The 11,450-nt window shown below is 70.5% G+C and carries 8 protein-coding genes; 6 read left to right on the top strand and 2 right to left on the bottom strand.

The window, feature by feature from the left end:
• Positions 1-234: 234 nt before the first annotated feature.
• A complete protein-coding gene (locus tag ASD47_RS14970) occupies positions 235-693 on the top strand; it encodes a DUF6334 family protein (protein WP_056758094.1) in 459 nt (152 codons plus the stop codon).
• Between the two features lie 123 nt (positions 694-816).
• Here the strand turns inward: ASD47_RS14970 and ASD47_RS14965 are convergent, their stop codons facing one another.
• Positions 817-1,869, bottom strand: coding sequence for an XdhC family protein (locus ASD47_RS14965; protein WP_056758091.1), 1,053 nt, complete (start codon positions 1,867-1,869; stop codon positions 817-819).
• A 100-nt stretch (positions 1,870-1,969) separates the two neighbouring features.
• On the opposite strand from ASD47_RS14965, the gene ASD47_RS14960 reads away from it, so the two are divergent.
• Entirely contained in the window at positions 1,970-2,845 is an 876-nt protein-coding gene (locus tag ASD47_RS14960; protein ID WP_056758088.1) for a bifunctional regulator KidO, read from the top strand.
• Between the two features lie 66 nt (positions 2,846-2,911).
• Positions 2,912-3,616: a glycosyltransferase family protein gene (locus ASD47_RS14955; RefSeq protein WP_056758084.1), complete on the top strand. Its 705-nt coding sequence runs from the start codon at positions 2,912-2,914 to the stop codon at positions 3,614-3,616.
• Between the two features lie 111 nt (positions 3,617-3,727).
• Here ASD47_RS14955 and ald read toward each other — a convergent pair whose 3' ends face one another.
• Entirely contained in the window at positions 3,728-4,840 is a 1,113-nt protein-coding gene (gene ald / locus ASD47_RS14950) for an alanine dehydrogenase (protein WP_056758102.1), read from the bottom strand.
• A gap of 120 nt (positions 4,841-4,960) precedes the next feature.
• Between ald and ASD47_RS14945 the strand changes: the two genes are divergently transcribed.
• The 3 genes from ASD47_RS14945 to ASD47_RS14935 all read left to right on the top strand — a co-directional run bounded on the left by ASD47_RS14945 (position 4,961) and on the right by ASD47_RS14935 (position 11,449).
• Positions 4,961-5,434: an Lrp/AsnC family transcriptional regulator gene (locus ASD47_RS14945; RefSeq protein ID WP_056758081.1), complete on the top strand. Its 474-nt coding sequence runs from the start codon at positions 4,961-4,963 to the stop codon at positions 5,432-5,434.
• 80 nt (positions 5,435-5,514) lie between these two features.
• A complete protein-coding gene (locus tag ASD47_RS14940; protein ID WP_056758077.1) occupies positions 5,515-6,348 on the top strand; it encodes a carbonic anhydrase in 834 nt (277 codons plus the stop codon).
• A 67-nt stretch (positions 6,349-6,415) separates the two neighbouring features.
• Entirely contained in the window at positions 6,416-11,449 is a 5,034-nt protein-coding gene (locus ASD47_RS14935) for an alpha-2-macroglobulin (protein ID WP_056758074.1), read from the top strand.
• The last annotated feature ends 1 nt before the right edge of the window (position 11,450 follow it).

The raw sequence follows: 11,450 nt of genomic DNA, 5'->3' as shown, positions 1-11,450 counted from the left end.
TAACTTCTTCCACGGACGCCTCCTTTGCAGTGGTGTTCTCAACACCTCCACTTTGGCACATCGATGCCGTCGGGGGGCGTCCACCCCATCGCTCAGGGGCGGGTGCGGAAACGAGGTCCGCGCCTAAAACCGGTCCTTTATCGCCATGCCGGACAGCGGACGGGCCAAAGGTCTGTTCGGGGTGGGGAAACGGCCCGTGTTGTGGACTATGAAACACCCCGGCTGGAGCCTTCCATGAACTCTGATGAACTTCCTCGCGCCCAGGGCATCGTGCGGTTTGATTTCGACCGTTACGACGATCTCCACGGACAATCGACCTGCCGCATCAAGGCTAAGATCGAGGCGGACGATCCGAGGCCCATTTGGTGGGAAATGGTCGTGATGGGCGAGACCCTCGGTCTACACATCACCGTAAACAGGGACACTGACGAGTTGATCGTCGCGCTGACCAATGTTGCAGAACCCGGTGGGGGCCTCTGGATCGATGTCGAACAGCTAGCTGATTGTATTGGGGGCAAGATCGGCTGGTTCTGGTCCGCGATGAACTCCCAAGGTTATTGGGATTTGTTCATACTGTCGTTCGAGGGCAGTGTAATTCCAAGCGTAGCCTTTCTCGGAATGGCGTCGGAAGTGCACGTAATGCGGATGGCCCTGGTCGAGCAGCCGTCTGCCACTGAGGTGATTGAGCGTTAGGCTAGCCGAAACGCACACACATCATCACGGTCATCCGGGTTGGACCCGGACCGCTCCGCGCCTCCCCATCAGCTCGCCGCGCAAGCCCGAGGTCGAGAAGCCGTGCCCGCAACACGATGCCCGCTAAGACTTGCCCCCACCTGGCGGCTTCGCCGCCTGTCCGTCCCCATCGGGGGTGGAGACCGGCCGTCGCGCCAGGGCCGGCTGGCCGTGGCGGCTGGCCATGATCTCGCCGATGATCGCCACGGCCACCTCAAACGGCGCCTTGCCGCCGAGGTCGAGGCCGATCGGGGCGCGCAGCTTCTGGAGGTCGGTCTCGGCGACGCCGGCGGCGCGCAGGCGGTCCAGCCGCGCGCCCAGCCGCCGCCGGGCGCCCAGCAGGCCGACATAGGACGCGGCCGAGGGCAGGGCGGCCAGCAGGGCCTCGTGGTCGACCTCCTCGTCATGACCGCAGACCGCCACCGCCGTCCAGGCGTCCAGCCCGACCGCCGCCACGGCGCCGGCCACGTCGTCGCGGCGATAGGCAACGCCGGCCAGGGGCGGCGGCGCGATCGGGCCCTTGGGACGCACCAGGGTGGTCGAAAACCCGGACTGGGCCCCGAGGCTGGCCACGGCCAGGGCGGTGGGATCGCCGCCGAACACCACCAGTCGCGGCGGCGGATCGAATCGCCGCGAAAAGGCGCCGGGCCAAGTAGGGGCGGGGTCCGACGCCGGGGCGCAGAGCCGTCGCTCGCCGTCGCTGATCCAAGCCGCCGGCTCGCGCGCCTCGGCCAGGGCCAGCAGCGCCCGCGCCGCATCGTCGTCGGAGGCGAGGCGCTCGACCAGGATCTCGATCCGCGCCCCGCACAGCAGGCGGATGTCGGGCCAGGGGCTGCCCTCGCCATAGACCAGGCGCCGGGGCCGCCCGTCGGCCATGCAGGCCCGGGCGTGGGCCTCGACATCGGCCTCGATGCAGCCGCCCGACAGGAACCCGGCCCGGCTTTCCATGCCGAACACCATCTGGGCGCCGACTGGACGCGGGCCGCCCTCGCCGAGCGAAATGATCGTCGCCAAGCCCGCCGCGCCGCGCGCCAGGGCCTGGGCCAGGGCGGGCCGCATGTCCTCGGCCAGGCCGTGCAGCGGCCAGTCTCCGGCGATTTCGGAGGCCTGGTTGAGCGGGGGATCGGGAAGCTTCATCGCCGGCGATGTTAACCCCTCGGCAAGTTTCCAGAAACGCCTTCTTCAGTCCTTTGGGCCTAGGCTCGTCGACACTGGTGTTCCATCCGCACGGATTTCCATGTCGCTTTCGGTTTCCAAGCTCGGTCTCGCCGCCGCCCAGTTCGGACTGGACGGCATGAGCGCGTCGCCGCGCGCCCGTTCGCCCGAAACCGAAGCCCGTGACATTCTCGCCATCGCCGCCCGCGCCCGCCTGTCGGTGCTGGACGTGTCGGGCAACTATGGCCGCGCCGAGCAGGTGCTGGGCGACCTGATCCCGCGTCCCGTGCCGTTCCGCGTCACCCTGTCGGCCGCCCGCGCCGACCGCGGCCCGGACTTCGTCGAGGCCGAGGCCCGCGCCAGCCTGCGCCGCCTGGCCGTGGAACGCGCCGACGCCATCATCGTCCCCTCGCCCGCCGAACTGTTCGGCCCGCACGGCGCGGCCGTCTGGGACCGCCTGGCCCGGCTGCGCGACGAGGGGCTGTTCGCCAAGGTGGGCGTCGCCGCGCACGCCAGCGACGATCCCGTCGGCGTCGCCCGCCGCTTCAAGCCCGACATCCTGCAAGCGCCGGCCAGCCTGCTGGACCAGCGCCTGCTGGCCGACGGCTCGCTGCAGCGCATCGCTGGCATGGGGATCGAGGTGCAGCTGCGCTCGATCTTCCTGAACGGCCTGCTGTTCCTGCCGCCCGACCGCGTGCCCGCCCAGCTGAAGGGGGCCTCGGGCCGCCTGTCGAAGGTGCGGCGAATGATCGCCGAGGGCCGGTCCGATCCGCTGCAGGCCGCCCTCGGCTTCGCCCTGTCGCGCGTCGAGGCCAGCGCCGTCCTGGTGGGCGTCACCTCGGCCGCCGAGCTGTCGGCCGTGGTCGCCGCCGCCTCCAGCCCGCCGCCCGACCTCGACTGGGACGACATGGCCATCGACGATCCGGTGGCCCTGGACCCGCGACGTTGGGTCGCCTGACATCGGGACGAAATAAGGCTCAGCCTCGGAGAAAGCGCTGAGAAGCAAAAGAGGGAGCCGAACGCCATGATCCTCGCCGTCGTCCAGGCCCGCATGGGCTCCAAGCGTCTGCCCGGCAAGGCCGTCGCCACCCTCCAGGGCCAGCCGATGATCCTGCGCCAGCTGGAACGGCTGCGCGGCGCCCGGCGCCTGACCAAGATCATCGTCGCCACCAGCAGCGACCCCGCCGACGACGGCCTGGCCGGCCTGGTGGTGTCGCGCGGCTACGCCGTGCACCGCGGCGCGGGCAGCGACATCCTCGACCGCATCGCCCGCTGCGCCGAGGCCGCCGGGCCGGTCAGCCACATCGTTCGCGTCAAGGGCGACGCGCCGTTCGTCGATCCGGCCGTGATCGACGAGGCCGTCCGCCTGGCCCAGGCCACCGGCGCGGCCTACACCTCCAACCGTGTGGAGCGCACCTTTCCGGCCGGGCTGGAGGTCGAGGTGGTCACCGTCGAGGCGCTGCGCGTCGCCGCCGCCGAGGTTCGCGACCCCCTGGCCATGATCTCGCCGACCGCCGCCATCCGCGAGCGGCCCGATCGTTTCCGGCAGGCCCACCTGAAGGCCCATCGCGACTGGTCGCACTACGACTGGCGGGTCAAGACCCCGGCCGACCTGGCCTTCGCCCGCTCGATCTACGACGCGCTGTATCCGGCCGACCCAGGCTTTTCGATGCACGACGTGCTGGACCTGGTGGAGAGCCACCAAGACCTGGGCCGGTTCGCGGCCTAGGCCTTGCGTCCTTCGAGGCTCGGCTGCACCTCGCACCTCAGGATGAGGAAAGCAGTAAATCGCTCCTCATCCTGAGGCGCCCACGCAGTGGGCCTCGAAGGGCGCAGGGCGCTACTTCCAAGCCCCATACGGGTCCACCGACGTCTTGCCCAGCGCCTCGGCCACGGCCGGGTGGGTCAGTTCGCCCGCCAGGACGTTGAGGCCCTTGGCCAGGTGGACGTTGCTCTTCAGCGCGTCCAGGCCGTGGTCGGCCAGGGCCAGGCCGAAGGGCAGGGTGGCGTTGCCCAGGGCTTCCGACGAGGTGCGCGGCGCCGCGCCCGGCATGTTGGCCACGCAGTAGTGGACGACGCCGTCGACCGTGTAGGTCGGCTCGGCGTGGGTGGTCGGGTGGCTGGTCTCGAAACAGCCGCCCTGGTCGATCGACACGTCGACCAGCACCGAGCCGGGCTTCATCTTGGCCAGGTGCTCGCGCTTGACCAGCTTGGGCGCGGCGGCCCCGGCGGTCAGCACCGCGCCGATGATCACGTCGGCCTTGAGGATCTCGTCCTCGACGGCGGCGATCGTCGAATAGCGGGTCAGGATGCGGCCCTGGTACAGGTCGTCCAGCTCGCGCATCCGGGGGATCGAGCGCTCCAGCACCACGACCTCGGCGCCGAGGCCGGCGGCCATGCGGGCGGCGTTGGAGCCGACCACGCCGCCGCCCAGCACCGCCACCCGGGCCGGGGGCACGCCGGGCACGCCGCACAGCAGCAGGCCCATGCCGCCATTATGCTTGAGCAGGGTCTCGGCGGCGCTGAACACCGCGATGCGGCCGGCCACTTCCGACATCGGAGCCAGCAGCGGCAGGCCGCCGCGCGCGTCGGTGACGGTCTCGTAGGCGATGGCCGCGCAGCCCGAGGCCAGCAGGCCCTCGGTCTGGGCGGGGTCGGGCGCCAGGTGGAGGTAGGTGAACAGGATGTGGCGGGGCGTCAGGCGCTCCCACTCGACCTTCTGCGGTTCCTTGACCTTGATGATCAGCTCGGCGCCCGCGAACACCGCGTCGGCGTCGGGCGCGATGGTCGCGCCGGCCTTGACGTAGAGGTCGTCGCCATAGCCGGCCCCCAGGCCCGCGCCGGCCTGGACCAGCACCGCGTGGCCATGGCCCACATACTCGCGCACGGCGGTAGGGGTCAGGCCGACGCGGTGTTCGCCCGGTTTGATCTCGGAAGGCACTCCAACGCGCATGATCGTCTCCTCCAAAAGGTCTTTGACGCTGGTTTACGCCTGGGTGAACGCAGGTTCCCGGGGAGTTTCATGCGCCCGTAACCGTGGTATGCAGGATCCCATCACGATGGAGCCCTTTCGGTGAAGAAACCTGCGGCCAACCTCGACGCCTTCGACCGGAAGCTGCTGAACCTGCTCCAGAGGCGAGGCCGGGCCAGCTATGTGGAAATGGCCGAGGCGGTGAATCTTTCCGAATCCGCCTGCCTGCGCCGGGTGAAGGCGTTGGAAGAAACCGGGGTGATCGGGCGCTACGCCGCGGTGATCGACGAGCGGGCGGTGGGCCTGCCGCTCAGCGTCTTCGTCACCGTCACCCTGTCGTCCCAGGCCGAGGCGACGCTCAGCGTCTTCGAGAAGGCCATCGCCAATGTCCGCGAGGTGGCCGAGTGCTACCTGATGACCGGCGGCTCGGACTATCTGCTGCGGCTGGTGGTGGCCGACGTCGACGACCTGGAGCGGGTGCACGCCCAGGAGCTGACGCGGATCCCGGGCGTGGTGCGGGTCAGCTCGTCGATCGCCCTGCGCACGGTGGTCAAGCGTGTCGAATTGCCGCTTTGAGGCGAGCCCGCCGTTGCGGCGGGATTAACCTTCCCCTGGCAGGACTGTAGGCCACCGCGTTGCACTCGTCGGGGGATGAGATGGTTTCGAGACGTCTGCTGCTGGGCGCCCTGGCGTCCGGCCTCGCCGCGCCGGCCCTGGCCTGGGCCGAGGGCGACGATCCCGCCACGCCATCGATCCTGACCCGCAAGGGCCGGCGCACGCGCCGGGCCCTGAAGTCCCAGCCCACCGACAAGGCCGCGCTGGACAAGGCCCTGGCCCAGGTCAAGCCGCTGGAAGCGCCCGATGCGGTCGAGCCGGCCGAGGTGCATCCGCCCCAGCTGGTCAGCCCCGACGAGGCGCTGGGCCGCCTCAAGCAGGGCAACGCCATCTTCGCGCGCGGCGGCGCCAGCATCGTCCTGCCGACCATGGTCCGCATCGCCGAGCTGTCCAAGGGCCAGAAGCCGTTCGCGGTGATCGTCGGCTGCAGCGACAGCCGCGTCGGTCCGGAACTGGTCTTCGACTGCAATCTGGGTGAGCTGTTCGTGGTCCGCGTGGCCGGCTCGACCGTCAGCCAGGAGGGCCTCGGCTCGATCGTCTACGCCGTCGAGCACCTGGGCGCGCCGCTGGTCGTCGTCCTGGGCCACAGCAAGTGCGGCGCGGTCGGCGCGGCGGTGGACGTGGCCACCAAGCACAGCGAACTGCACGGCTCGCTTTTGAACATGGTGCTGCCGATCATCCCCGCGGTGCTGGAGGCGCAGGAGACCCACCCGGCCGACCTGCAGGACGCGGCGATCCATCAGAATGTCCGCGACGTCGCCGCCCGCCTGAGGGTGGCCGACGGGACCCTGGCCGAAAAGCTGAGCGAAGGCCGGCTGAAGATCGTCTCGGCCACCTACGACCTGGCCAGCGGCGTGGTGGCGTTCGACGCCTAGACCCCGTTGACCCCTTCCCCGGCTTAGGTTCAAGTCCCCCCGACACGCTAAGGTTGGGGAGGCAGGGATGTCGACGGACGAGACGCCGCCGCAAGGCGGCCATGAGCCCAAGACGTCCCGCTGGGCGGCCTTCAAGGCCGGGATCCCGGCCGGGCTGAAGTCGCCGCTGGTCGCGGTCGGCGCAGCCGCCCTGGTGGCCGGCTTCGGCGGCGGTTTCGCGGTCGGCAAGGTCGCCGATTTCGGCTGGTTCGGCCACAAGGCGGCGACGGCCGAGGCCCCCAAGGGCCAGGCCTGGTCGCTGTTCGGCAAGCCCCGCTCGGCCAGCGCCCCGCGGCGCGGTATCCCCAAGCCGGAAGGCTTCGCCGTCTGGCGCAGCCGCATCGACAGTTCCGGCGCCGAGCCGATGGCCTGTGTCCAGATGAGCAAGCCGCTGGACCCGTCCAAGGCCTATGCCGACTTCGTGCTGATCTCGCCGGACCTGGGCCGACAGCCGGCCGTGCGGGTCAAGGACGACGAGCTGTGCATCGGCGGCGTCGGCTTCACCGACCACCGCGTCACCCTGCTCAAGGGCCTGCCCGGTCGAGGCGGCGAGACCCTGGCCGCCAACGCCGACGTCGACTTCACCTTTGGCGAGAAGCCGCCCTATGTCGGCTTCGCCGGCGACGGCGTGATCCTGCCGCGCGAGGAGTCCGACGGCGTGGCCCTGGAGACCATGAACGTCTCCAAACTGGCCATCGAGGTCTGGCGGGTGTCGGACCGCAATCTGGTGCGCAAGTCGATCGGCGCCCCCGACCCGACCGGCGAAGGCGACTACGCCAGCGACTATGGCGATGACAGCCCCGACGACGAAGGCCGCCAGGTCTGGAAGGGCGTGATCGACGTGCAGGGCGCGGCGGGCCAGAAGGCTACGACCGTCTTCCCGCTGGGCGCGGTGCTGAAGGAAATGAAGCCCGGCGGCTATGTGATCAAGGCGCGCGACGCCTCGGGCGGCCGCGACCCGACCGGCGAGGGCGACCCCACCCCGGCCCAGGCTCGCCGCTGGATCATGTTCACCGACATGGCCTTGATCGGCTACGACGGGGCCGAATCCCTGGACGTGGTGGTCCGCTCGCTGAAGAGCGCCAAGACCGTGGCCGGCGTGCGCGTGGCCCTGGTGGCCAAGGACGGCGAGGACCTGGCGGTGGCCAAGACCGACGCCGACGGCCGGGCGCGCTTCGCCCACGCCCTGCTCGAGGGCGACGGGGCGGCGCGGGCCAAGATGGTCATGGCCTATGGCGACCAGGGCGACCTGGCGGTGCTGGACCTGGATCGCTCGCCGGTCGACCTGTCCAAGCAGGGCGTCGGCGGCCGCACCGAGTCCGACGGCGGCCGGGCGCTCAGCAGCGACATCGACGGCTATCTCTACGCCGATCGCGGCATCTACCGCCCCGGCGAGACCGTGCACCTGACGGCCATGGTCCGCGATCGCCTGGCCAAGGCGGTCAACGACCGCAAGGGCTACATTCTCGTCAAGCGGCCCTCGGGCGTGGAGTTCAAGCGCTACAACTTCAGCCGCGCCGACGCCGGCGCGGTGCTGGCCGACATCGCACTCCCCCGGAGTGCTCCGCGCGGCCGCTGGACGGCGGTGCTGAAGATGGAAGGGTCCGACGCCGAGGCCGGGTCGTTCAGCTTCAGCGTCGAGGACTTCGCCCCGCAACGACTGGCGGTCACCGCTACGGGCCAGGAGTCCGTGCCGGTCGCGGCCGGCCAGGAGCGCAAGATCGACGTCTCGGCCCGCTTCCTCTACGGCGCGCCGGGCGCGGGCCTGCAGACCCAGGGCGAGGCGCGACTGCGCACCGACACCGACCCCTTCCCGCAGTACAAGGGCTATGAGTGGGGCGACGACCTGGCGCCCTTCGACGAGAAGTTCATCGAGCTGGGCACGACCGTCACCGACGGCGACGGCCACGCCATGCTGAACCTGGGAACGGGCGAAGCCGGCGACACCGCCCAGCCGCTGGTGGCGGCGGTGACGGCCTCGGTGTTCGAGCCGGGCGGCCGTCCCGTGCGCGAGGGCCTGGAGCTGAAGGTGCGCGGCAAGCCCGTGTACTATGGCGTCAAGGTTGAGCAGGGCGACGCCGGGAACGGCGATCCGCCGGTCAGCCTGGAGATGATCGCGGTCAACGCCGCCGGGGCGCGGATTTCGTCGACGGCGACCTACACCCTGATCAGCGAGAACTGGAACTACGACTGGTTCCAGCAAGACGGCCGCTGGCAGTGGCGGCGCACCAGCCGCGACGCGGTCGTGGCCAAGGCCACGGTCAATATCGGCGCCGGCGCCCCCGCGCGCTTCAACCGCCGCCTGGGCTGGGGCGACTACCGCCTGGTGGTCGAAGGGCCGGACGGCGCCAAGTCCGTGACCAAGTTCTCGTCGGGCTGGGGTTCGCCGGCCAAGGAAGGCGAGGCGCCCGACTTCGTGCGGGTCAGCGCCGGGACCAAGGCCTACGCCCAGGGCGACACGGTGGAGATCACCCTGAAGTCGCCCTATGCCGGCCAAGCCCAGGTGGCGGTGGCCACCGACCGGCTGATCGACTTCAAGACGCTGAGCGTCGGCGAGAACGGCACGACCGTGCGCCTGAAGACCTCGGCCGCCTGGGGCGGCGGGGCCTATGTGATGGTCACCGTGATCCAGCCGCGCGACCCGGTCAGCTCGCCCAAGCCCAAGCGGGCCCTGGGCTTGATCTACGTGCCGCTGGAGCCCAAGGGCCGCAAGCTGACGGTCGACATCGGCACGCCGGTGAAGCTGGACAGCAAGGCCCCGGTCGACGTGCCGATCAAGGTCCAGGGCCTGGGCTTCGGCCAGAAGGCCAAGGTCACCATCGCCGCCGTCGACGAAGGCATCCTGCGCCTGACCCGCCAGGACAGCCCCGATCCGGCCAAGTGGTATTTCGGCAAGCGGGCCCTGACCCTGAACTATCGCGACGACTACGGCCGCCTGCTGGATCCCAACATGGGCGCGCCGGCCAATGTCAATTTCGGCGCCGACGAGCTGGGCGGCGAGGGCCTGACGGTGACGCCGATCAAGACCGTGGCTTTGTGGTCGGGGATCGTCGAGACGGGGATGGACGGCAAGGCGGTGGTCAAGCTTCCCGCAGCCGACTTCAACGGCGAGCTTAGGATCATGGCCGTGGCTTGGACCGACAACGCCGTCGGCTCGGGCTCCAAGGCCATGACCGTGCGCCAGCCGGTGGTGGCCGACCTCAACCTGCCGCGCTTCCTGGCCCCCGGCGACAAGCCGATGGCGACGCTGGAGCTGCACAATGTGGAGGGCAAGGCCGGGGCCTATACGGTCGAGGCCAACGCCACCAACGGCATCGCCGTGGCCTTCAGGAAGGTGATCACCCTGGTCCTGGGCCAGCGGATCGCCGAGAAGATCCCGTTCCTGGCCCCGACCGTGACCGGGATCGGCAAGGTCGGCTTCAAGGTGTCCGGCCCCGGCTTCCAGACGGCCAAGGACTATCCGATCCAGACCCGCCTGGGCTGGGGCGACGTGGTGCGCACGACGACCGAACTGCAGCAGCCGGGCATGAGCTACACGCCCAGCGCCCAGCTGCTGTCGGGCCTGGCGGCCGGCGACATCACCCTGCAGGTCAGCTACTCGCCGTTCCGGGGCTTCGACCCCTCGGCGATCGCCGTGGCCCTGCAGCGTTACCCGTACGGCTGCACCGAGCAGCTGGTCTCGACCGCCTATCCGCTGCTGTACGCCCAGGGCGTCTCCAGCGATCCCAAGCTCAAGCGCAATCCGGCCATCCTGGCCGGGGCGGTGGGCAAGCTGCTGGATCGCCAGACCCTGGACGGGGCCTTCGGCCTGTGGCGGGTGGGCGACGGCGAGGCCGACGCCTGGCTGGGCGCCTACGCCACCGACTTCCTGGTCGACGCCAAGGCCCAGGGGATCGCCGTGCCGGACGAGGCGATGGACAAGGCGCTGAACGCCATGCGCCAGATCAGCCGTCCCGACGGCTGGAGTTCGGTGTCCTATCGCCTGGAATATCCCGAATGGTGGGGCCGCACGCCCGACGACTCCAAGAAGGTCACCGAGCGCATGCGTCGCCGGGCCAGCGCCTACGCCCTCTATGTGATGGCCAAGGCCGGACGCGGCGACCTGGCGCGGCTGCGCTGGTGGCACGACGTGCAGATGAAGGACGAGGACCAGCCCCTGGCCAAGGCCCAGGTGGCGGCCGGCCTGGCCCTGATGGGCGACCAGGCCCGGGCCCGCTCGGCCATGCGCCAGGCGGTCCGCTCGCTGGGCTGGCGCGACGACGCCGACTGGTACCAGAGCCCGCTGCGCGACGTCGCCGCGGTCACCGCCCTGGCGGTCCAGGCCGGCCAGGGCGACATCGCCCGCCAGCTGCAGGGCCGCTTGGAGAACGTGGTCAAGGATCCCGACGCCCTGAACACCCAGGAGCAGGCGGCGGTGCTGTCGGCGGCCTACCAGCTGCTGAAGGCGGCCGGGCCGATGACCATCGACGCCCAGGGCGTGACCGCCTTGCCGCCGGCCGGCGGCGCCCCGCGCTGGGCGGTGGGCAAGCTGGCGGACGCCCGCTTCGTCAACAACGGCAAGGGCGCCCTGTGGAGGACGGTCAGCGTGCGCGGCACGCCGGTCGCCGCCCCGGGGGCCGAGGCCAACGGGATCTCGGTGTCCAAGCGCCTGTTCTCGATGAACGGCGGGGCGATCGACCCGGCCCAGATCCACCAGGGCGACCGGGTGATCGTGCTGGTGTCCGGCCGCTCGATGCAGGCCCGCTCGACCGCCCTGGTGGTCGACGACGCCCTGCCGGCCGGCTTCGAGATCGAGACCACCCTGGGCGCCGACGACGCCCAGAACGGGCCGTTCAAGTTCCTGGGCGAGCTGACCAACCCGGATGTCCAGGAGAGCCGCGACGACCGTTACATCGCCGCGCTGGACCTGGGTGGCGAGAAGCCGTTCGCCATGGCCTATGTGGCGCGGGCCGTGACGCCGGGCGAGTTCTTCCTGCCTGGGGCGATCGCCAAGGACATGTACCGGCCGAGCCTGAACGCACGGTCGGAAGCGGGACGGATTACGGTGGCGGCGGGGCAATAGG

Source organism: Caulobacter sp. Root1472 (genome assembly GCF_001426985.1).
In the GTDB taxonomy this organism is placed as follows: Bacteria; Pseudomonadota; Alphaproteobacteria; order Caulobacterales; family Caulobacteraceae; genus Caulobacter; species Caulobacter rhizosphaerae.
The sequence above is the reverse complement of the archived record's forward strand: the minus strand, read 5'-3'. Positions and strand labels throughout refer to the sequence as shown.

What these genes read in the sequence shown, in the direction of transcription:
- ASD47_RS14970 (WP_056758094.1), top strand. Translation starts at nt 235, where the DNA reads ATGAACTCTGATGAACTTCCTCGCGCCCAGGGCATCGTGCGGTTTGAT.
- ASD47_RS14965 (WP_056758091.1), bottom strand. Translation starts at nt 1,869, where the DNA reads ATGAAGCTTCCCGATCCCCCGCTCAACCAGGCCTCCGAAATCGCCGGA.
- ASD47_RS14960 (WP_056758088.1), top strand. Translation starts at nt 1,970, where the DNA reads ATGTCGCTTTCGGTTTCCAAGCTCGGTCTCGCCGCCGCCCAGTTCGGA.
- ASD47_RS14955 (WP_056758084.1), top strand. Translation starts at nt 2,912, where the DNA reads ATGATCCTCGCCGTCGTCCAGGCCCGCATGGGCTCCAAGCGTCTGCCC.
- ald (WP_056758102.1), bottom strand. Translation starts at nt 4,840, where the DNA reads ATGCGCGTTGGAGTGCCTTCCGAGATCAAACCGGGCGAACACCGCGTC.
- ASD47_RS14940 (WP_056758077.1), top strand. Translation starts at nt 5,515, where the DNA reads ATGGTTTCGAGACGTCTGCTGCTGGGCGCCCTGGCGTCCGGCCTCGCC.
- ASD47_RS14935 (WP_056758074.1), top strand. Translation starts at nt 6,416, where the DNA reads ATGTCGACGGACGAGACGCCGCCGCAAGGCGGCCATGAGCCCAAGACG.